Genomic DNA, 21,437 nt, shown 5'->3' with positions numbered 1-21,437 from the left:
CAGCCTGGCCTGTTTTCTGATTCCGGTAATTTCCATGGCATTGCTAACTTCTGCCGATAAGGCGTTGTGGCGTCTTGCGCTACCGATGATTTTTTCCAATATTACCGTTCCTCTGCTGGGGCTGGTGGATACGGCGGTTATCGGGCATCTCGATTCGCCGATTTATCTCGGCGGCGTCGCGATCGGCGCAACGGCGACCAGCTTCCTCTTTATGCTGCTGCTTTTTCTGCGCATGAGTACGACAGGCCTGACGGCCCAGGCGTATGGTGCAAAAGATCCTCTGCGTCTGGCGCGTGCGCTGGTTCAGCCGCTCATTCTGGCATTCGGTGCCGGCGCGTTAATCGTTCTGTTGCGTACGCCGCTGATTGATCTTGCGCTCCATATTGTAGGTGGCAGCGATGCCGTACTGGAACAGGCCCGGCGGTTCCTCGAAATTCGCTGGCTCAGCGCGCCCGCTTCACTGGCAAACCTGGTCCTGCTGGGCTGGCTGCTGGGCGTGCAGTACGCCCGCGCGCCGGTGATCCTGCTGGTGGTGGGCAACCTGCTTAACATTGTGCTCGATCTCTGGCTGGTGATGGGGCTGCACATGAACGTCCGGGGCGCGGCGCTGGCCACGGCGATTGCCGAGTACGGTACGCTGCTGATCGGTTTGGGGATGGTCTGGCGCGTGCTGGCGATGCGCGGTATCACCCTGGATCTGCTGAAATCGGCCTGGCGCGGCAACATTCGTAAGCTGCTGGCGCTTAATCGCGACATCATGCTCCGTTCGCTTCTGCTGCAACTCTGCTTTGGTGCATTAACCGTTTTTGGTGCGCGTCTTGGGCCTGAGATCGTTGCCGTCAACGCAGTGCTTATGACATTACTGACCTTTACCGCTTACGCGCTGGATGGTTTTGCTTACGCCGTGGAGGCGCATTCAGGGCAGGCCTATGGCGCGCGTGAAAGCGGCCAGTTACGCGAAGTCTGGCGTGCTGCCTGTCGTCAGGCGGGCCTGGTGGCGCTGGTCTTTGCTCTGGTATACGCCTGTTTTGGTGGGCATATTGTCGCGTTACTCACCTCGTTGCCCGCGCTACGTGAGCTGGCCGATCGCTACATCCTCTGGCAGGTAGTATTACCGGTGGTGGGCGTGTGGTGCTATTTGCTGGACGGCATGTTTATTGGTGCGACGCGAGGGGCGGAGATGCGCAACAGCATGGCCGTCGCGGCGGCGGGGTTCGGCCTGACGCTGCTAACCCTGCCGTATCTCGGCAATCATGGTCTGTGGCTGGCGCTGGCGGTGTTTCTCTCACTGCGTGGCCTTTCGCTGGCCGTTATCTGGCATCGTCACTGGCGAAACAATACCTGGTTTCCAGCCCCGCACGATATATCGTAACGGTTAAAGATTCCGAATATAAAAACAACTGCCGAATCCTTAACTACAATAATAATCACGTCCAGCAGAAAAGAACGAAGCGGACGATACTCATAGACGCTTAACACGAGGACACGATTATGAATAAAGACGAAATCGGCGGCAACTGGAAGCAATTCAAAGGTAAAGCGAAAGAACAGTGGGGTAAGCTGACAGATGACGATATGACCGTCATTGAAGGTAAGCGCGATCAGCTGGTAGGTAAAATCCAGGAGCGCTACGGTTACGAAAAAGATCAGGCGGAAAATGAAGTCAAAGACTGGGAAACCCGTAACGACTACCGCTGGTAACCGGCACTATCCCCAAGGGCGGCCCTGAGCCGCCTTTTTCTTTGGCTTTAACGCGGCTTTTTCTTCACCAGGATAGAGTGATCGTGCTGACAGGCATCCTGATGGCGGCATGACTCCACCTCCACGCAGGCAGAACATAAGCCGTGGGCTTCAATCACGTTATGGCGCAGCGCAAAGCCCATTCTGGCTGCCAGCGTATGCATAATATCTTCCACACCTTCCGCACACTCTTCCTTCACCACACCACAGCGATCGCAGATAAACATGGCGGACGTGTGAGTTGGCTGGTCAAAAAGATGGCACAGCACATAGCTGTTTGTTGATTCCACTTTATGCACAAACCCTTGCTCCAGCAGAAAATCCAGCGCCCGATAAACGGTCGGCGGTTTTGCCTGCGGCTCGCTTTCACGCAGCAGATCGAGCAGATCGTAGGCGCTGATGGCGCCCTGTTGAAGGCTCATCAGACGCAGTACCTCAAGGCGCTGCGGGGTCAGGCGCACATTGCGTTGCGCGCACAGCTTTTCAGCTTGCGCTAACAGCTCTTTTGTGGACTTGTCCATCGGGCACCTCGGATATGGTAAGGGGTGAAAACATTCACTTTATCATGTTCTGCTAAAAACACCGAGATCCGCCAGGCTGTGCTATACCTGACGCATCGCAAATCAGGAGATCGCAAAATGAAAAGACCTGACTGTATTCGGCACTGGCGGGACGTGGAAGGCGCTGATGACGCAACGTATCCTGACAGTAACGAACGTTTTTCTGTTGGCGCGCCGCTGGCCCGCAGGCTGGGTCTCGGCCGCATTGGTATTCACCATGAACGGCTGCCACCCGGACGCCGTACGTCTTATCCGCATGCGGAAAGCGACGAAGAGGAGTTTGTTTACGTTCTGGAGGGTTACCCTGAGGCCTGGATCAATGGCTATTTATGGAAGCTCGAACCCGGAGACAGCGTGGGATTTCCAGCCGGGACGGGCGTGTGTCACACCTTTATCAACAATACCGATGAAGAGGTGCGCTTACTGGTGGTGGGTGAGGCCAATAAAAAACATAACCGCATCTACTATCCGCTCAATCCGGTGTATGCCGCGACGCGCGAAGACCGCTGGGTCGACCATCCGCCTCAGTTTTTTGGGCCGCACGATGGAAAACCTGGGCGAAAATAATTTCCTCTTCTATAAATATTGATGGTCGTCACATATTACAACAGGCCGGGATGGAATTTAACTTAAGGAAATAGCGGGTCTTTTTGCACTTATTCACAGCAATAGTTCGTTCCTGTTTGGGTGATAACAGACAGGGTTAACTAATAACAAACTATTTACGAGCACACTGTGAAAAAACATTTTAAATTTTCGATGGTTAGCATCGCTGTCTCCTTTTTTATGGCAAATCAGGCGGGAGCAGCCAATACCTGGACGGAAGCGCGTAGCGACGCAATGGGCGGAACGGGTGTCGCGGCAGGGAGCTATGGCAGCGGGGCGTTAATCAACCCCGCGTTACTGGCAAAATCTAAGCCAGAGGATGATGTGACGGTCATTTTGCCGTCCGTTGGCGTGCAGGTGACCGATGAAGACAATCTTCAGGACGAGATTGATACCATTAACGACAAAATCAATCATTACAAGGATGTGGTTGATAGTCTGACCCCCATTGAAGTTATCACCAATCCATTAGGTTCGATCAATCAGTTCCAGGGCGCAGCGAAAGATCTCGCTGATGAACTGGACTACCTGAAAGGCAAGACCGCACACGCCACCGCAGGGGCGGGGATTGCCGTCAGTATCCCTAACGATATTCTTTCCGTGGCCTTTATGGCAAAAGGCTATGCCCATGGCCGGGTCAGCTCTTCAATCGATCAGCAGGACATTGATTATCTGCGCGGTATACAACGAAGCGATGCGGTGGCTGCCGGTGTGGCGCTGGATGCCGCGCTAAACGGTACCGATCAGATCACCAAAAACCTTAACTCTACGGCGTCTGGTCGGGCGGCGATTGTGTCCGACTACGGTATTGCGGTGGCCCGTCAGTTCGATCTTGGCGGCGTTCCGGTTTCCGTTGGCGTCACGCCGAAGCTGCAAAAAACCTGGCTCTATAACTACACCACTTCAATCTACGATTACGACAGTAATAAGTGGAACGACAGCCGCTACCGTACCGACGACACTGGCTTCAACGTCGATGCCGGTATTGCTGCTGATTTCGGTGAAAACTGGACGGTCGGCGTGAGCGGGCAAAACCTGATGTCGCGCGATATCGATACCAAAGATATCCGCATCCGCAACGGGCGTACGGGAGAGGTGGTGAGTTATAAAGACACTTATCAGATCCGTCCGCTGGTCACTGCCGGGGCCGCCTGGCACAACGATCTGGTCACGCTGACCGCAGATGGCGATCTGACCGAAACCAAGGGCTTTAAAAGCGAAGATACCTCCCAGTACGTTGGCGTTGGTGCCGAAGTCACGCCACTGAGCTGGCTGGCAGTACGCGCCGGTTATCGTGCGGATATGAAAGGGAACGACAGCAACGTCTTTACCGGCGGTGTCGGTTTCGCGCCGTTCAACTCCGTCCACGTTGACCTGATGGGGCTTTATGGCGAAGACGAGACCTGGGGCGCAGGGGCACAGTTGAGCATGACGTTCTAAAGTACACCGGAGGCGCTGCGCCTCCGGCTTTTCTTTGTGCTATAGTAGCGCCCCTTTTCCACCAGATGCTTAAAACTTCGCCATGTCGTCAGAACTCCAGACCGCTTTCCCTGCACACCGTTTCTCCATTGCGCCAATGCTTGACTGGACGGACAGACACTGCCGCTATTTCCTGCGCCAGCTCTCCCGCCATACGCTGCTGTACACCGAAATGGTCACTACCGGCGCAATTATTCACGGCAAGGGCGATTATCTGGCGTACAGCGAAGAGGAGCATCCGGTTGCGCTGCAACTGGGTGGCAGCGATCCGGCTGCGCTGGCGCAGTGCGCGAAGCTGGCTGAAGAACGCGGCTATGACGAGATTAACCTCAACGTAGGTTGCCCGTCCGACCGTGTGCAAAACGGTATGTTCGGCGCGTGTCTGATGGGTAATGCACATCTGGTGGCGGACTGTATCAAAGCGATGCGCGACGTCGTCTCTATCCCGGTCACGGTCAAAACCCGTATCGGCATAGACGACCAGGACAGCTACGAGTTCCTGTGTGATTTCATCAACACCGTATCAGGGAAGGGTGAATGCGAGATGTTTATCATCCACGCCCGTAAAGCCTGGCTCTCTGGCCTCAGCCCGAAAGAAAACCGCGAGATCCCGCCGCTGGACTACCCGCGCGTGTACCAGCTAAAACGCGACTTCCCGCACCTGACCATGTCGATCAACGGCGGTATTACGTCGCTGGACGAGGCCAAAGCGCATCTCGAACATATGGATGGCGTGATGGTCGGACGCGAGGCGTATCAGAATCCGGGCATTCTGGCGACGGTTGACCGGGAAATCTTTGGCGTTGACGGTGCTGACACCGATCCCGTGGCAGTAGTGCGCGCCATGTATCCGTACATTGAGCGCGAGCTGAGTAATGGTACCTATCTGGGCCACATTACCCGCCATATGCTTGGCCTGTTCCAGGGCATTCCTGGCGCGCGCCAGTGGCGTCGTTATCTCAGCGAGAACGCGCATAAGGCCGGTGCGGATATTGAGGTCCTGGAACACGCGCTGCGTCTGGTTGCGGATAAACGTTAAATTTCGCTAAAAGATGGTCAAATACGCCACGCCCTGCAAGACATTGCGGGGCGTTTTGCTTTCAGAACAATGACTTATTTTTGGCATGTTTCTTGTAACGATCGCAGCATCATTCGGGAACTCGTGGGAAAGCACCATGCTGGAACTACTTTTTGTGATTGGCTTCTTTATCATGCTGATGGTCACGGGCGTATCGCTGCTCGGTATCCTGGCCGCGCTCGTAGTGGCCACGGTGGTGATGTTTGTTGGCGGTTTATTTGCCCTGACGATTAAACTCTTGCCGTGGTTACTTCTGGCGATTGCGGTGGTATGGGCGATACGGGCGATTAAATCACCAAAACTGCCCACTTATCAGCGTAATAACCGCTTCCGTTACTAAGGTATTGAGGGGTACGTCACATACCTGCAACTTTTCCGGCAGCAATCCTTAGAACAGAATAGGATTTACTTATCGAATCTGTCACTATGGCTGCCGCTAAAGAATTCATCGAGCTGTACCCTACATACAGCCGAACTAAAAAAAGAAAGGGCTTCCCACGGGAAGCCCAATTTCTTTTTATGGCTCAGGGAATTAACAGACTTGATCCCTGCGTTGCCCGGCTCTCCAGCACCTCATGCGCGCGCTGCGCATCGGTCAGCGGATATTTCTGCGCCTCTGCCACATCCACTTTAATTACCCCACTGGCGATCAGCGAGAACAGCTCGTTGCTGGCTTCCTCAAGTTCTTCCCGGTTGGTGATGTAACCTTGCAGGGAAGGGCGAGTGACGTACAGTGACCCTTTCTGATTCAGAATGCCCAGGTTGACGCCGGTGACTGCCCCGGAGGCGTTACCGAAGCTCACCATCAGCCCGCGACGTTGCAGGCAGTCCAGCGAAGATTCCCAGGTGTCTTTCCCCACCGAGTCATACACCACGCGGACCTTTTTGCCGCCAGTGATCTCTTTCAGCCGCTCAACGATGCTCTCTTCCCGGTAGTTGATCACCTGCCATGCGCCCGCGTCCAGCGCGCGCTGCGCTTTTTGCGCGCTGCCTGTGGTGCCGATCAGCTTCGCGCCCAGGGCTTTCGCCCACTGGCAGGCAATCAGCCCCACGCCACCTGCGGCTGCGTGAAACAGGAATTGCTCGTCAGGCTTAATTTCGTAGGTTTTGCGCAGCAGATAATAGACCGTCAGCCCTTTCAGGAATGAGGCGGCAGCCTGCTCGAAGCCGATCGCATTTGGCAGAAGCGCCGCTTTCTCGGCCGGAACGTTATGGATGGAGCTGTAAGCGCCCAGCGCCGACTGCGCGTACACCACGCGATCGCCTTCCTTAATGTGCTTAACCGCGCTGCCCACTTTGCTGACGATACCGGCCGCCTCGGTGCCCAGTCCGCTCGGCATCGACGGAGGCGGGTAGAGGCCGCCGCGAATATAGGTATCGATGTAGTTAATGCCGATCGCTTTGTTTTCCACCTGGATTTCGTTCTCGCCAGGCGCAGCGGGGGTAAATTCCACCGCTTTGAGTACGTCAGGGCCACCATGCTTGTGAAATTCAATACGTGTTGCCATGCTTCCTCCAGAATGTGGTAATCTTTCGACCCACTCTTTATCTCGGTAACTCCATTCACTATGGCAGGAAACAAACCCTTCAACAAACAGACTGAACCTCGTGAGCGTGATTATCAGGTCGCCGGGTTAAAAGTCCCGCCGCACTCGATTGAAGCGGAACAGTCGGTGTTGGGCGGTTTAATGCTGGATAACGAACGCTGGGACGACGTCGCCGAGCGCGTTGTCGCGGAAGACTTCTATACCCGCCCGCACCGCCACATCTTTACGGAAATGGCGCGTTTGCAGGAGTCGGGCAGCCCTATCGACCTGATTACGCTCGCAGAATCGCTGGAGCGTCTGGGACAGCTCGACAGCGTCGGCGGATTTGCCTATCTGGCAGAACTGTCAAAAAACACGCCAAGTGCCGCGAACATCAGCGCTTACGCTGATATCGTTCGTGAACGTGCCGTTGTCCGCGAGATGATCTCGGTGGCGAATGAGATCGCCGAGGCTGGTTTCGATCCCCAGGGGCGTACCAGCGAAGATCTGCTCGACCTGGCGGAATCCCGCGTCTTTAAAATCGCCGAAAGCCGTGCGAACAAAGACGAAGGCCCGAAAAATATCGCCGATGTGCTCGACGCCACGGTTGCGCGTATTGAGCAGCTTTTCCAGCAGCCGCACGATGGCGTGACGGGGGTGAACACCGGTTATGACGATCTCAACAAGAAAACGGCAGGTCTTCAGCCATCGGATTTGATTATCGTCGCGGCGCGTCCGTCGATGGGTAAAACGACATTTGCGATGAACCTCGTCGAAAACGCGGCGATGTTGCAGGATAAGCCGGTGCTTATCTTCAGTCTTGAGATGCCCTCTGAACAGATCATGATGCGTTCTCTGGCGTCCCTGTCGCGTGTGGATCAGACCCGCATCCGTACCGGTCAGCTGGACGATGAGGACTGGGCGCGCATCTCGGGCACCATGGGGATTTTGCTGGAAAAACGGAACATCTATATCGATGACTCCTCCGGCCTGACGCCGACGGAAGTGCGCTCCCGCGCGCGCCGTATCGCCCGTGAACACGGTGGTATCGGCCTCATCATGATCGACTACCTTCAGCTGATGCGCGTTCCGTCGCTTTCCGACAATCGTACGCTGGAGATTGCCGAGATTTCCCGCTCGCTCAAGGCGTTAGCCAAAGAGCTGCACGTGCCGGTGGTGGCGCTATCGCAGCTTAACCGCTCTCTGGAACAACGTGCAGACAAGCGCCCGGTCAACTCCGACCTGCGTGAATCCGGCTCCATCGAGCAGGATGCCGACTTAATCATGTTCATCTACCGTGATGAGGTTTATCACGAGAACAGCGATCTGAAAGGGATCGCCGAAATTATTATTGGTAAGCAACGTAACGGCCCCATCGGTACGGTACGTCTGACCTTTAACGGCCAGTGGTCGCGTTTCGACAACTATGCCGGTCCTCAATATGATGATGAGTAATTTCTAAGGAATTCAAATGCAAGCGGCAACTGTTGTTATTAACCGCCGCGCTCTGCGACACAACCTGCAACGTCTGCGAGAACTGGCGCCCGCCAGTAAGCTCGTTGCAGTCGTGAAAGCGAACGCTTACGGACACGGTCTTCTTGAGACCGCGCGAACGCTCCCCGATGCCGACGCTTTTGGCGTCGCCCGTCTCGAAGAAGCTCTCCGCCTGCGCGCAGGTGGAATTACACAACCGATACTGCTCCTGGAAGGCTTTTTTGAAGCCTCGGACCTGCCGACCATTGCCGATCAGCACCTGCACACGGCGGTGCATAACGAAGAACAGCTGGCCGCGCTGGAAACGGCTGAACTGAGCGAGCCGGTCACCGTCTGGATGAAGCTCGACACGGGCATGCACCGTCTGGGCGTGCGGCCGGAAAGCGCGGAGGCGTTTTATCAGCGTCTGAGTCAGTGCAAAAATGTGCGTCAGCCAGTGAATATCGTCAGCCACTTTGCCCGCGCCGATGAGCCTGAATGCGGCGCAACGGAACAGCAGCTTGATATCTTCAACACCTTCTGCGAAGGCAAACCGGGGATGCGCTCCATTGCGGCGTCCGGCGGGATCCTGCTATGGCCGCAGTCGCACTTCGACTGGGCGCGTCCGGGCATCATTCTTTATGGCGTTTCGCCGCTGGAGAACAAACCCTGGGGGCCGGACTTTGGCTTTAAGCCGGTTATGTCGCTGGTTTCAAAGCTGATTGCCGTGCGTGAGCACAAAGCGGGAGAGCCGGTGGGTTACGGCGGCACCTGGACCAGCGAGCACGACACGCGTCTTGGCGTGGTGGCGATGGGCTACGGCGACGGCTATCCCCGCGCCGCGCCAACGGGGACGCCGGTGCTGGTCAATGGACGCGAAGTCAAGATTGTCGGTCGCGTGGCGATGGACATGATTTGTGTTGATCTTGGGCCCGACGCGCAGGATAAAGCGGGGGACGATGCGGTGATGTGGGGTGAAGGCCTGCCGGTAGAGCGTATTGCTGAAATAACAAAAGTGAGTGCTTACGAACTTATCACGCGCCTTACCTCAAGGGTCGCAATGAAATACGTCGACTAAGCATGAGCGGGATGCGATGCATCCCGCTTCTGTTAACATCCCCTCGATCTTCTTCCGCTTCCGGTTTATTGTTGAATGCCCTGCCTCATAATAATCCGGAGAACATCGCGTGTTTCAGAAAGTAGACGCCTACGCCGGCGACCCTATCCTCTCCTTGATGGAGCGTTTCAAAGAAGATCCTCGCAGCGACAAAGTGAACCTCAGCATTGGTCTTTACTACAACGAAGACGGCATCATTCCTCAGTTGAAAGCCGTTGCCGAAGCTGAAGCGCGTCTGAACGCAACCCCGCACGGTGCTTCGCTTTATCTGCCGATGGAAGGATTAAACACCTACCGCAACACTATCGCGCCGCTGCTGTTTGGTGCGGACCACGCGGTGCTCGCGCAAAAGCGCGTGGCGACTATCCAGACGCTGGGTGGCTCGGGTGCGCTGAAGGTAGGCGCAGATTTCCTGAAAAAGTACTTCCCGGATTCCGGCGTGTGGGTCAGCGACCCGACGTGGGAAAACCACGTTGCGATCTTCGAGGGCGCGGGCTTTAAGGTGGCGACCTATCCGTGGTTCGACAGCGAAACCAACGGCGTGCGCGTTGATGCGCTGCTGGAAAAACTGAACACCCTGCCGGAGCGCAGTATCGTATTGCTGCATCCGTGCTGCCATAACCCGACCGGTGCGGACCTCACCAATGCCCAGTGGGATGCGGTGATCGAGATACTGAAGGCGCGTAACCTGATCCCGTTCCTCGACATCGCCTATCAGGGCTTTGGCGCGGGCATGGAGGAAGACGCCTACGCCATTCGCGCGATTGCCAGCGCGGGGCTTCCCGCTCTGGTCAGCAACTCGTTCTCAAAAATCTTCTCCCTGTACGGCGAGCGCGTTGGCGGCCTGTCCGTGGTGTGTGAAGACGCCGAAGCCGCGGGACGCGTACTCGGTCAGCTGAAAGCGACGGTCCGCCGGATCTACTCCAGCCCGCCGAACTTTGGTGCGCAGGTGGTGGCGACAGTTCTCGGTGACGAAACGCTGAAAGCGTCCTGGCTTGCGGAAGTGGAAGCGATGCGTAAGCGCATCCTGTCGATGCGTCAGGAGCTGGTTAACGTCCTGAAAGAGGCCGTGCCTGGGCATAACTTTGATTATCTTCTCAAGCAACGCGGGATGTTCAGCTACACCGGACTGAGCGCAGCGCAGGTCGATCGCCTGCGCGAAGAGTTCGGTGTCTACCTGATCGCCAGCGGCCGTATGTGCGTGGCGGGTCTGAATGCCAGCAACGTCCAGCGCGTGGCGCAGGCGTTTGCATCCGTAATGTAAGCATTCACTTACTTGCATACTGTATGTAGGCCGGGCAAGGCGTAGCCGCCACCCGGCTTTTTTGTTCGCGCCGGTGCCAGTCATTGCCCGGTGGCGCTTCGCTTCCCGGACCTACACGTTTCTTCTGCGCTTTGTGATCGTCTTCTTTTTATTCAGCTCCATAAGTAAAAACTCCTTTCCTTCCCCTACCGCTGGGGTTATGGTCGGATAGTTTTTTGACCATCCGCTCAAAATAAAAAGATAACAAACTGAATATTCAGGGGAAAATATGCGCAAGATCACACTGGCGCTCAGCGCCGCCTGCTTATTGTTCTCGCTTAATAGCGCCGTTGTTGCACGGGCTTCTGCACCCACGCCGCTTTACACCGGCACTACCGCCGCCATTCTTGCCGAACAGGCCCCCATTCACTGGGTTTCAGTGGCACAAATCGAAAATAGCCTGACGGGTCGCCCGCCGATAGCCGTGGGCTTCGATATTGACGATACCGTTCTCTTCTCCAGCCCCGGTTTCTGGCGCGGCAAAAAAACGTACTCCCCGGACAGCGAAGCCTATCTGAAAAACCCGGAATTCTGGGAAAAGATGAACAACGGCTGGGATGAGTTCAGTATCCCGAAAGAGGTTGCCCGCGCGCTGATCGCCATGCACGTAAAGCGCGGCGACAGCATTTACTTCGTGACCGGACGTAGCCAGACCAAAACCGAAACCGTCTCGAAAACGCTACAGGATGATTTCCTGATCCCGGCGGCCAGCATGAACCCGGTCATTTTTGCCGGGGACCAGGAAGGGCAAAACACCAAAACCCAGTGGCTGGAAAAGAAAAATATCAAAGTGTTCTACGGGGATTCAGATAACGACATCACCGCGGCGCAAGACGTGGGGGCCAGAGGCATCAGGGTGCTACGCGCCTCGAACTCCACCTACCGACCGCTGCCGATGGCCGGAAAATTTGGTGAAGAGGTGATCGTTAACTCTGAATACTGATGTATTAACGGCGGGGTGAATGCTTTTTTAAGCAAATCTCGCTGCGCGGGTTTTACCTTTCGCTTTCTTGCTGCACACTTAGAAATATTCACCTTTCATAATGGAGCAGCACATGTGGTATCAACAGACCCTGACCTTAAGCGCAAAACCACGCGGATTTCACCTTGTGACGGACGAAGTCATCGGGCAAATCCGCGACCTGTCGCGCGTCAAAACGGGTTTGCTGCATCTGCTGCTTCAGCACACGTCTGCTTCTCTCACGCTCAATGAAAATTGCGATCCCACCGTCCGGTCCGACATGGAGCACCATTTTCTGAAGAGCGTCCCGGACAACGCGCCTTATGAGCATGACTATGAGGGGGCGGACGATATGCCTTCGCACATCAAATCCTCTTTGCTGGGCGTCTCGCTGATGCTGCCGGTCCACAACGGACGGCTACAGCTGGGAACGTGGCAGGGGATCTGGCTGGGAGAACATCGCATTCACGGTGGTTCGCGTAAAATTATCGCAACGCTACAAGGGGAATAAAGATGACAATTTCGGAGATACTTCAGTACTGCATGAGCAAGCCGGGTGCGGAACAAAGCGTTCACAGCGACTGGAAAGCCACGCAGATCAAAGTGGGGGATGTGCTGTTCGCGATGGTGAAAGAGGTGGATGCGCGGCCTGCGGCATCACTGAAAACCAGTCCGGAACTGGCGGACTTACTGCGCCAGCAGCACGATGATGTCAGGCCAAGTAAGCATCTGAATAAAGCGCACTGGAGTACGGTGTTTCTCGACGGCTCGCTGCCAGATTCGCAAATTTACTACCTGGTGGATGCGTCGTATCTACAGGCGGTAGAACTGCTGCCGGAAACGATCCGACAGCAGCTCTCCGTGTGACGATTACAGCAACGGTTTGAGGAAGCGCGCGGTGTGCGAGGCTTCGCACTCTGCAACGGTCTCTGGCGTACCGGAGACGAGGATTTCACCGCCGCCGCTGCCGCCTTCCGGGCCGAGATCGACAATCCAGTCAGCGGTTTTAATCACGTCCAGGTTGTGCTCAATCACCACGATGGTGTTGCCCTGATCGCGCAGCTGGTGCAGCACGTCCAGCAGCTGCTGGATATCCGCAAAGTGCAGGCCGGTGGTCGGCTCATCCAGAATATACAGCGTCTGACCGGTACCGCGTTTGGACAGCTCACGCGCCAGCTTCACGCGCTGCGCTTCACCGCCGGACAGCGTTGTCGCTGACTGCCCCAGACGAATATAGGTCAGACCCACATCCATGAGGGTTTGCAGCTTACGCGCCAGCGCAGGGACGGCGTCAAAGAACTCGCGTGCCTCTTCGATGGTCATATCCAGCACTTCGTGGATGGTCTTGCCTTTGTACTTAATCTCCAGCGTTTCACGGTTATAACGCTTACCTTTGCACTGGTCGCACGGCACGTAGATATCCGGCAGGAAGTGCATCTCAACCTTGATTACGCCGTCGCCCTGGCACGCTTCACAGCGGCCGCCGCGCACGTTAAAGCTGAAACGGCCTGGCGTATAGCCGCGTGAACGCGCTTCCGGCACGCCGGCAAAGAGTTCACGTACGGGCGTAAAGACGCCGGTATAGGTCGCCGGGTTGGAACGCGGCGTACGGCCAATCGGGCTCTGATCGATGTCGATAACCTTGTCGAAATGCTCCAGCCCCTGAATGTCGCGGTACGGCGCAGGCTCGGCCAGCGTCGCGCCGTTCAGCGCCGTCTGCGCAATCGGGAACAGCGTATCGTTGATCAGCGTCGATTTACCGGAACCGGACACGCCGGTGATGCAGGTAAACAGCCCGACAGGCAGTGTCAGGGTCACGTCCTTCAGGTTGTTGCCGCGCGCGCCGGTCAGCTTCAGCACTTTTTCCGGGTTCGCCGCCACGCGCTGTTTCGGCACTTCAATTTTGCGCTTGCCGCTCATGTACTGACCGGTCAGCGATTCGGGCACCGCCATAATGTCTTTCAGCGTCCCTTCCGCCACCACCTGTCCGCCGTGCACGCCAGCGCCCGGGCCGATGTCGATCACGTGGTCCGCGGCGCGGATCGCATCTTCGTCGTGCTCGACCACGATTACCGTGTTGCCGAGGTTACGCAGGTGAACCAGCGTGCCGAGCAGGCGTTCGTTGTCGCGCTGGTGCAGGCCGATAGACGGCTCATCCAGCACGTACATCACGCCGACTAAGCCCGCGCCAATCTGGCTCGCCAGACGGATACGCTGGGCTTCACCGCCGGACAGCGTTTCAGCCGAGCGGGAAAGCGTCAGGTAGTTCAGACCGACGTTCACGAGGAACTTGAGGCGATCGCCGATCTCTTTCAGCACTTTTTCAGCGATTTTCGCGCGCTGTCCGGAGAGCTTCAGGTTGTTGAAGAAGTCCATCGCGTGGCCGATGCTCATGTCTGAGATGGTCGGCAGCGCCGTGTTTTCGACAAACACGTGACGCGCTTCGCGACGCAGACGTGTACCCTCGCAGGTGGCGCAGGAGCGGTTGCTGATGAACTTCGCCAGCTCCTCACGCACCGCGCTGGATTCGGTCTCTTTGTAGCGGCGCTCCATGTTGTGCAACACCCCTTCGAACGGGTGGCGACGCACGGAAGTGTCACCGCGATCGTTCATGTACTTGAACTCAATATTCTCTTTGCCGGAACCGAACAGGATCACTTTATGTACGTTCGCGCTCAGGCTGGCCCACGGGGCTTCAACGTCGAACTTATAGTGCTCAGCCAGCGATTTCAGCATCTGGAAGTAGTAAAAATTACGCTTATCCCAGCCGCGAATAGCGCCACCCGCCAGCGACAGTTCCGGGTTTTGGATCACACGGTCCGGGTCGAAATACTGCTGAACGCCCAGGCCGTCACAGGTCGGGCACGCGCCCGCCGGGTTGTTGAACGAGAACAGGCGCGGTTCCAGCTCGCGCATGCTGTAGCCGCAAATCGGACAGGCGAAGTTGGCGGAGAAGAGCAGCTCTTCCGCTTTCGGGTCGTCCATATCGGAGACCACGGCCGTGCCGCCCGACAGTTCCAGCGCCGTTTCAAAGGACTCCGCCAGACGCGTCGCCAGATCTTCACGTACCTTAAAGCGGTCAATCACCACTTCGATGGTGTGTTTCTTTTGCAGCTCCAGCCTTGGCGGATCCGACAGGTCACACACTTCACCGTCGATACGGGCGCGGATATAGCCCTGGCTTGCCAGGTTCTCCAGCGTTTTGGTGTGCTCGCCCTTACGCTCTTTAATGATCGGCGCCAGCAGCATCAGGCGTTTGCCTTCCGGCTGCGACAGCACGTTATCCACCATCTGGCTCACGGTTTGTGCCGCCAGCGGGACATCGTGATCCGGGCAGCGCGGCTCGCCCACGCGCGCATACAGCAGACGCAGGTAGTCATGGATTTCGGTAATGGTACCGACCGTGGAGCGCGGGTTATGCGATGTGGATTTCTGCTCAATGGAGATAGCAGGGGACAACCCTTCAATGTGGTCGACATCCGGTTTTTCCATCAGCGACAGGAACTGACGCGCGTACGCCGAGAGCGATTCAACGTAACGACGCTGTCCTTCGGCATACAAAGTGTCGAAAGCCAGTGAGGATTTGCCAGACCCCGAAAGCCCGGTCACGACGATGAGTTTGTCGCGAGGGATTATGAGGTTGATATTCTTGAGATTATGGGTGCGGGCGCCCCGAACTTCGATCTTATCCATTCACCTTTCCCGGTTGGAACACGGATTGCCTGATTTGTTTGAAGGACAAACGGCTGTCAGAAACGGCTAATTATGACACAAAATGACCTGTTTGAATATACAGTATTGGAATGCATTTTCTGATTCACTGTGTAACAATGTCGAGTTCGCGGGAGAACTCTGGAACGTGCTACGCAACTATCAAAGTGCAGCATGGAAATGGTACACTCGCGCGTTTACACTATTAAGAAACGTATTCAGGAGACACGAACATGGCCAGCAGAGGCGTAAACAAGGTGATTCTCGTCGGTAATCTGGGCCAGGACCCGGAAGTACGCTACATGCCGAGTGGTGGCGCAGTTGCCAACATTACGCTGGCTACTTCCGAATCCTGGCGTGATAAAGCGACCGGAGAAATGAAAGAGCAGACCGAATGGCACCGCGTTGTGCTGTTTGGCAAACTGGCCGAAGTGGCCGGTGAGTATCTGCGTAAAGGTTCTCAGGTCTATATCGAAGGCCAGCTGCGTACCCGCAAATGGACCGACCAATCCGGCGCTGAGAAGTACACCACGGAAGTGGTGGTGAACGTGGGCGGCACCATGCAAATGCTGGGTGGCCGTCAGGGCGGTGGCGCACCGGTAGGTGGCGGTCAGAATCAGCAGCAGGGTGGTTGGGGTCAGCCTCAGCAGCCTCAGGGCGGCAACCAGTTCAGCGGCGGCGCGCAGTCCCGTCCGCAGCAGCAGTCTGCTCCGGCACCGTCTAACGAACCGCCAATGGATTTCGACGACGATATCCCGTTCTGATATCCAGACGCGTGAAAAACAAAAAACCCAGACAGTGTCTGGGTTTTTTATAACAGGCTATCAGGTAATCACCATCGGCCAGTCTGGCGGAGTGTGGCTCATGGCTTCAACCATCACCACTTTAATGTTTTCCCAGACGGCGGCAATGTCTACCAGCGTAATGCCAAGCAAACCTGTCGCGAACCAGCATGCGGCGCCCAACCCTAACAGGGTGCTAATCACAGCAAGACCTGCGTAGTCGGACTTTCGAAACTGAATGTTTAACGTGCTGGCCAGGAACATCAAAACCGCGCTCAACAACGGCCAGCGCAGGAGCACCATGCTGGTGGTAATGGTTGCCATAAAACCCATCCTCGACAAAACAGACGAACTGGAATGAAACAATGTTTCTCGTTACATAAGATGCGTGAACTATATCACATTTGCTGTTTTATTCGCCAGTATCCGCGTGAGGTAAAAGTGGGATTATTGCCGGGGAAAATATATCGTCGTCGCTCAGAGCGACGTCTGGTCGGAATTTTTATTTTTATTTCATCCAGATAGTAAAACCTTTGCAAAACGCCATCGGCTGTATAGCGTTTACAGCAGTATATCTATGGATTATGCTTGTGTGGAACAATAAATGTACCCGCAAAAATAATTCATCGCATTGAATTAATTGACTTTTTTGGATTTTGTATTCTTTGTTTTACACTCAGCATGCTCTTTGATTTCGTGGTCTTATTCTTTTATTCAGATATGAATTATTGCGGTTGCTCTCTCGATTAATGACCTGCGAAAAGATAATGAAAGAAAAAAGACGCGAGATTATTAACGACAGCATGCAGGCGCTGCATGCCCTGGCGAAGCTGATGCCGCAACTCAACGCGCAGTGTTCGCCAGTTGAAATGCTGGAAATTATCAACAGCGCACTGGGGGCAAATCTCTCATGGGTCAGTGTCGAATCCGCAGACGGGCCGCGCGTGGTTTGTGCCGGCGACGTGACGTGTCACGCCTTTAACGTGGCGGATTTTCTTGCCAGCACCCTGTTGCAGCGGCATCAGCGCGCCTGGCGGGTGATCTACTGGAAAGAGCATATTGGCCGGGCGGTATTTTCCCATCAGCACCCAGGCTATGCGCGGCTGCAAAGCGGCGTGCTGTGTAAATTCTCAGCGCATGGCAGACAGTGCAGTGGTTATTTCTTTTTGGCTTTTAATGAAAAACTGACCTCGTTGCCGATATTGAAAAATATCGTGGTGGTATTGGTTGAGAAGCTAAAAGATTATTTTGATGACATCATCGTGCGGGAAAAAACGGCGCAGGAAATGCAGCGCGTCGTCACGCAATATAAAACCTTATTTGAGCGTGCTCCGGTATTAATGAACGCCTTTGACAGGCATAACCGGTGTGTTTTGTGGAATGCCGAATGCGAAAAAGTCTTTGGCTGGAGTATGACTGAAATCGGCGAGCATCCCGATCCGCTGGCCCTGTTTTACCCGGATCCTGAGGAGCGGCAGCGCGTGCAGGAGTCGGTTCGTTTCGCACCACTTAAGGATATGTACGAATGGCACCCGGTGCGTAAAGACGGGACGCAGTTAACCATTCTCTGGTCAAACATCCTTTTGCCGGATAACTCCATTCTCAACATTGGCCTGGATATCACCGAACGTAAAAAAGCAGAACAGCAGCTGACCGTCAAAGCCACCACGGACGATCTGACGGGCTGTCTGAATCGCTCGACAATCTTACAGCGTCTCAAAATAGCGCTGGCAGCCAGTTCGCCGCAGGATGTCAGTAGCCACTTCTGTCTCCTGATGTTCGATCTCGATTATTTCAAGCAGATCAACGATCGGTGGGGACATCAGGTTGGCGATGCGGCATTGATCCACTTTTGCGACCGTATTCGCGAGGTGAGCCCGGCCGGGTCGGCGCTGGGACGGGTGGGGGGCGAAGAGTTTGTTCTTCTGCTGGCGCACACGGATGGTATGGCCGCTACGTTGCTCTCTTCCCGGCTGCGTGCCGCGCTGATCTCAAAACCGCTGCGTGTGGGCGATAAAACGCTGGTACTCTCTTTCAGCGCCGGGGTGGTTGAAGTCTGTCAGGGGCAACGGGATACTTCTGCCATACTGATGCGTGCCGATAAGGCATTATATGACGCCAAGCGTACGGGAAGAGGAAAAACGGTCCTGGCGTCTGATTATTTATAAATCAGCATAAGAACAAAGAGCAGGCTATTTCAGCCAGCGAATTTTCCACACCTGTCGCGGGTAATTATTTTCCTTATCAGAAACGAAATGAATACTTTTAGTTTGGCTTACGGGAAAATATTATCGGCATCACGAATTTTAGGATTTTTAATACCAAAAGTCAGTTGCTAACTTCCCATGATTCATGCAACGTAATCACCTGTTTATCAAAGCAGCCGGTCTTCATTGCTACAGGCGTACAACATGCAGGGATACAGAGCGGGAAATGAATCGTAGCGCGCTGCGCAACATGCTCAAAGTGGTCGGGATTATCATGGTAGTTATGCTGCCGGTGATGCTTGCGCTATGGTTTGCCCAGCTTAGAGCCGTGTCGGAAATCAGCGCCCAGCTGCGCACGTTTGCTGAACTTGCTTTAAACAAAACTGAACGGGTTATTCAACAGGTTGATCTGGCCCGGGAAGACGCGGAAAAATATCAGGGAAAAGTGTGTACGCCGGAGCATCGTCAATATATGTTGAACGTTTCCCGCGGTCGTCTTTTTGTTGCCGATTTAATTTATGCTGAAGGCCAGTCGTTTCTCTGCTCGACCCTTTTTACGCCGGATCATCCTTACACCATTCCCGCTGCCAATTACACACGTAAACCCGACGTTGCTATCTATTATTTTCGCGATACGCCATTTTTTGATGGTTATAAAATGATATATATGCAGCGCGGAAATTATGTCGCAGTGGTCAACCCGCTTTCGTACAGTGAGGTGATGTCAGACGATCGTTCCCTGTCGTGGGGGGTGTATGACACCGTCAGCAATGCATTCTTTTCTGTAAGCCAGAAAGCCAATATTTCTTTATTGCATTCGATGCTTCGACATCAGGAAACGACTTTTCAGAAAGGTGACCGTTTTTATACGATCGTGAAATCCGGGCAGCGGCCGATTGCGGCCATCGTTTCAACCTCCAGCGCCCGTTTTTATAAAACGCTTTATCATCAGGCTACCCTGACGCTACCGCTGGGGATAATTTGCAGCATTATTATTCTGCTGGTGTGGTCGCGTACACACCGTGAATTCAATTCGCCTGGCCGACTTCTGCACCGGGCGCTGAATAAACGCCAGCTGTGCGTCCATTATCAGCCCATTATTGATATTAAAAATAACCAGTGCGTGGGGGCAGAGGCGTTGTTGCGCTGGCCTGGATTCAACGGTCAGGTTATGAGCCCGGCGGAATTTATTCCCCTGGCAGAAAAAGAGGGGATGATTGAGCGCATTACGGATTACGTCGTGGAGGAGGTGTTCAGCGATCTGGGCCATTTTCTTGCCGCTCATCTCGATCTGTATGTCTCGATTAACCTGTCGGCGTCGGATTTTCACTCTTCGCGTCTTATCGCCCTGATCTCCGACAAAGCCCGCTTTTACTCGGTTCGCGCGCAGCAAATCAAAATTGAGGTGACGGAGCGGGGGTTTATTGACGTGCCGAAAACCACGCCGGTCATTCAGGCGTTTCGCCAGGCGGGGTATGAAGTGGCGATTGATGATTTCGGAACCGGCTACTCTAACCTGCATAACCTCTATTCGCTGAACGTCGATATCCTGAAAATCGACAAATCCTTTATCGATACCTTAACCACCAATAGCACCAGCCACCTGATTGCCGAGCACATCATTGAGATGGCGCAAAGCCTGCGGCTGAAAACCATTGCGGAAGGGGTCGAGACGGGGGAGCAGGTGAGCTGGTTGCTGAAGCGTGGCGTGCAGTATTGTCAGGGATGGCACTTCGCGAAAGCGATGCCGCCCCAGGCATTTATGGCCTGGCAGCAGCAACCCTTGCGTTAACACGCATTAATTGAGCTGATGGCGGTAGTCGCTCGGCGTACGGTCAAACTCGCGGCGGAAGACGCGGGAAAAGGTCTGCTGCGACACATAGCCCAGATCCATTGCGATATCAAAAATGGGCCGCTGCGTTGAGCGTAACGCCTGCGCCGCCAGCAGGAGCCTGCGCTGGCGAATGTAATCACCCAGCGTTTGATGCATTACGGTGCGGAACATTCTCTGTAAATACCATTTCGAATAGCCCGACTTCTTAGCGACCACATCAATGTTCAACGGCTGGTCGATATGTTCATCAATCCATTCAATAAGTGTCTGAATAATTTGCTGATGCGACATAAGGTTACCCCTCTGTGGAGACATCTGTCCTGGTTGATTCGTCGTTTTCTCTGCGGGGGAGTATAATTCCTCAAGTTAACTTGAGGTAAAGAGGTTTTATGGAAAAGAGATTACCGCGCATCAAAGCGCTGTTAACCCCCGGTGAAGTGGCTAAGCGAAGCGGTGTGGCGGTGTCGGCACTCCACTTCTATGAAAGCAAAGGGTTAATAAAAAGTATCCGTAACGCCGGAAACCAGCGGCGCTACACCCGCGATGTGCTCCGCTACGTGGCGATCATCAAAATTGCGCAACGTATCGGCATTCCTCTGGCCACCATCGGTGACGCGTTCGGCGTATTGCCGGAAGGGCACTCGCTGAGCGCGAAGGAGTGGAAGCAGCTGTCGTCCCAGTGGCGAGAAGAGCTGGATCGTCGTATTCACACGCTGGTGGCCCTGCGCGATGAGCTGGACGGCTGCATTGGTTGCGGGTGTTTATCACGCAGCGATTGTCCGCTGCGTAACCCGGGTGACAGGCTGGGCGAGCAGGGAACGGGGGCGCGGTTGCTGGAGGAGGATTGAGAGGTATTTGCCGGATGGCGCTTCGCTTACCCGGCCTACGCTCTCGGTTTTGCAGGCCGGGTAAGGCGCAGCCGCCACCCGGCAATAAGCATAAAAAACTAAAGCGCCACTAAGGGCGCTTTAGTTTTTTCCGGTCTTTGTCTTTCTCTCTATCCCGCTGGCTCACGGGAGGGTTTCCCCCGACATCAGTACCCCTCGTGTCGAGCTTGTGG

The 21,437-nt window shown here is 55.0% G+C and carries 21 protein-coding genes; 16 read left to right on the top strand and 5 right to left on the bottom strand.

Annotated elements, in window-relative coordinates:
• The first annotated feature begins 34 nt into the window (after nt 1-34).
• Together dinF and ACOTYH_RS20120 are read left to right on the top strand one after the other, a co-directional pair.
• Nucleotides 35-1,372 carry an MATE family efflux transporter DinF gene (gene dinF / locus ACOTYH_RS20125; RefSeq protein ID WP_023302925.1) on the top strand — a complete coding sequence of 446 codons (1,338 nt, stop codon included), beginning with the start codon at nt 35-37 and terminating at the stop codon, nt 1,370-1,372.
• Between the two features lie 119 nt (nt 1,373-1,491).
• A complete protein-coding gene (locus tag ACOTYH_RS20120; RefSeq protein ID WP_003860314.1) occupies nt 1,492-1,701 on the top strand; it encodes a CsbD family protein in 210 nt (69 codons plus the stop codon).
• Nucleotides 1,702-1,748: 47 nt separating this feature from the next.
• Here the strand turns inward: ACOTYH_RS20120 and zur are convergent, their stop codons facing one another.
• Nucleotides 1,749-2,261, bottom strand: coding sequence for a zinc uptake transcriptional repressor Zur (gene zur, locus ACOTYH_RS20115; RefSeq protein ID WP_006810484.1), 513 nt, complete (start codon nt 2,259-2,261; stop codon nt 1,749-1,751).
• 117 nt (nt 2,262-2,378) lie between these two features.
• Here zur and ACOTYH_RS20110 point away from each other — a divergent pair, with 117 nt between their 5' ends.
• From ACOTYH_RS20110 to pspG, 4 genes are all read left to right on the top strand, one after another.
• Entirely contained in the window at nt 2,379-2,867 is a 489-nt protein-coding gene (locus ACOTYH_RS20110) for a cupin domain-containing protein (RefSeq protein ID WP_017382621.1), read from the top strand.
• A gap of 192 nt (nt 2,868-3,059) precedes the next feature.
• Entirely contained in the window at nt 3,060-4,346 is a 1,287-nt protein-coding gene (traF, locus tag ACOTYH_RS20105; RefSeq protein ID WP_198920890.1) for a conjugal transfer protein TraF, read from the top strand.
• 82 nt (nt 4,347-4,428) lie between these two features.
• A complete protein-coding gene (dusA, locus tag ACOTYH_RS20100; protein WP_045327700.1) occupies nt 4,429-5,424 on the top strand; it encodes a tRNA dihydrouridine(20/20a) synthase DusA in 996 nt (331 codons plus the stop codon).
• A 136-nt stretch (nt 5,425-5,560) separates the two neighbouring features.
• Nucleotides 5,561-5,803: an envelope stress response protein PspG gene (pspG, locus tag ACOTYH_RS20095; RefSeq protein ID WP_017382623.1), complete on the top strand. Its 243-nt coding sequence runs from the start codon at nt 5,561-5,563 to the stop codon at nt 5,801-5,803.
• A 184-nt stretch (nt 5,804-5,987) separates the two neighbouring features.
• Here pspG and ACOTYH_RS20090 read toward each other — a convergent pair whose 3' ends face one another.
• Nucleotides 5,988-6,971, bottom strand: coding sequence for a quinone oxidoreductase (locus ACOTYH_RS20090; protein WP_003860300.1), 984 nt, complete (start codon nt 6,969-6,971; stop codon nt 5,988-5,990).
• Nucleotides 6,972-7,031: 60 nt separating this feature from the next.
• Here ACOTYH_RS20090 and dnaB point away from each other — a divergent pair, with 60 nt between their 5' ends.
• From dnaB to ACOTYH_RS20060, 6 genes are all read left to right on the top strand, one after another.
• Nucleotides 7,032-8,444: a replicative DNA helicase gene (gene dnaB / locus ACOTYH_RS20085; protein WP_003860298.1), complete on the top strand. Its 1,413-nt coding sequence runs from the start codon at nt 7,032-7,034 to the stop codon at nt 8,442-8,444.
• A gap of 16 nt (nt 8,445-8,460) precedes the next feature.
• A complete protein-coding gene (alr, locus tag ACOTYH_RS20080) occupies nt 8,461-9,540 on the top strand; it encodes an alanine racemase (protein ID WP_015570183.1) in 1,080 nt (359 codons plus the stop codon).
• 109 nt (nt 9,541-9,649) lie between these two features.
• A complete protein-coding gene (gene tyrB / locus ACOTYH_RS20075) occupies nt 9,650-10,843 on the top strand; it encodes an aromatic amino acid transaminase (protein WP_017382625.1) in 1,194 nt (397 codons plus the stop codon).
• A 268-nt stretch (nt 10,844-11,111) separates the two neighbouring features.
• Nucleotides 11,112-11,825: an acid phosphatase AphA gene (aphA, locus tag ACOTYH_RS20070; protein ID WP_017382626.1), complete on the top strand. Its 714-nt coding sequence runs from the start codon at nt 11,112-11,114 to the stop codon at nt 11,823-11,825.
• A gap of 112 nt (nt 11,826-11,937) precedes the next feature.
• Nucleotides 11,938-12,354, top strand: a complete 417-nt coding sequence (locus ACOTYH_RS20065; RefSeq protein ID WP_017382627.1) for a secondary thiamine-phosphate synthase enzyme YjbQ — start codon at nt 11,938-11,940, stop codon at nt 12,352-12,354.
• Between the two features lie 2 nt (nt 12,355-12,356).
• Nucleotides 12,357-12,710 (top strand): MmcQ/YjbR family DNA-binding protein, encoded by a 354-nt coding sequence (locus ACOTYH_RS20060; protein WP_017382628.1) that lies wholly within the window; start codon nt 12,357-12,359, stop codon nt 12,708-12,710.
• 3 nt (nt 12,711-12,713) lie between these two features.
• On the opposite strand, the gene uvrA is transcribed toward ACOTYH_RS20060, so the two are convergent.
• On the bottom strand, nt 12,714-15,536 hold the full coding sequence (gene uvrA / locus ACOTYH_RS20055) for an excinuclease ABC subunit UvrA (protein ID WP_332945745.1): 2,823 nt from the start codon (nt 15,534-15,536) through the stop codon (nt 12,714-12,716).
• A 251-nt stretch (nt 15,537-15,787) separates the two neighbouring features.
• On the opposite strand from uvrA, the gene ssb1 reads away from it, so the two are divergent.
• Complete coding sequence (gene ssb1 / locus ACOTYH_RS20050; protein ID WP_063135425.1) at nt 15,788-16,318, top strand: single-stranded DNA-binding protein SSB1; 531 nt, start codon at nt 15,788-15,790, stop codon at nt 16,316-16,318.
• Nucleotides 16,319-16,378: 60 nt separating this feature from the next.
• Here the strand turns inward: ssb1 and ACOTYH_RS20045 are convergent, their stop codons facing one another.
• Nucleotides 16,379-16,660 (bottom strand): YjcB family protein, encoded by a 282-nt coding sequence (locus tag ACOTYH_RS20045; RefSeq protein ID WP_003860282.1) that lies wholly within the window; start codon nt 16,658-16,660, stop codon nt 16,379-16,381.
• A 443-nt stretch (nt 16,661-17,103) separates the two neighbouring features.
• On the opposite strand from ACOTYH_RS20045, the gene ACOTYH_RS20040 reads away from it, so the two are divergent.
• Both ACOTYH_RS20040 and ACOTYH_RS20035 read left to right on the top strand, forming a co-directional pair.
• Complete coding sequence (locus ACOTYH_RS20040; protein ID WP_063135426.1) at nt 17,104-18,504, top strand: sensor domain-containing diguanylate cyclase; 1,401 nt, start codon at nt 17,104-17,106, stop codon at nt 18,502-18,504.
• Nucleotides 18,505-18,769: 265 nt separating this feature from the next.
• The gene (locus tag ACOTYH_RS20035; protein ID WP_421637874.1) at nt 18,770-20,335 is read left to right on the top strand and encodes an EAL domain-containing protein; all 1,566 of its coding nucleotides are present in this window, start codon (nt 18,770-18,772) and stop codon (nt 20,333-20,335) included.
• A 6-nt stretch (nt 20,336-20,341) separates the two neighbouring features.
• On the opposite strand, the gene soxS is transcribed toward ACOTYH_RS20035, so the two are convergent.
• Nucleotides 20,342-20,668 carry a superoxide response transcriptional regulator SoxS gene (gene soxS, locus ACOTYH_RS20030; protein ID WP_003860277.1) on the bottom strand — a complete coding sequence of 109 codons (327 nt, stop codon included), beginning with the start codon at nt 20,666-20,668 and terminating at the stop codon, nt 20,342-20,344.
• Nucleotides 20,669-20,766: 98 nt separating this feature from the next.
• Between soxS and soxR the strand changes: the two genes are divergently transcribed.
• Nucleotides 20,767-21,225 (top strand): redox-sensitive transcriptional activator SoxR, encoded by a 459-nt coding sequence (soxR, locus tag ACOTYH_RS20025; protein ID WP_003860275.1) that lies wholly within the window; start codon nt 20,767-20,769, stop codon nt 21,223-21,225.
• Nucleotides 21,226-21,437: the final 212 nt, after the last annotated feature.

Source organism: Enterobacter cloacae complex sp. SHL001 (assembly GCF_049236825.1).
Lineage (GTDB): Bacteria > Pseudomonadota > Gammaproteobacteria > Enterobacterales > Enterobacteriaceae > Enterobacter > Enterobacter hormaechei_C.
Note: the sequence above shows the minus strand (reverse complement) of the source record. Positions and strands in the feature narration are given on the sequence as shown.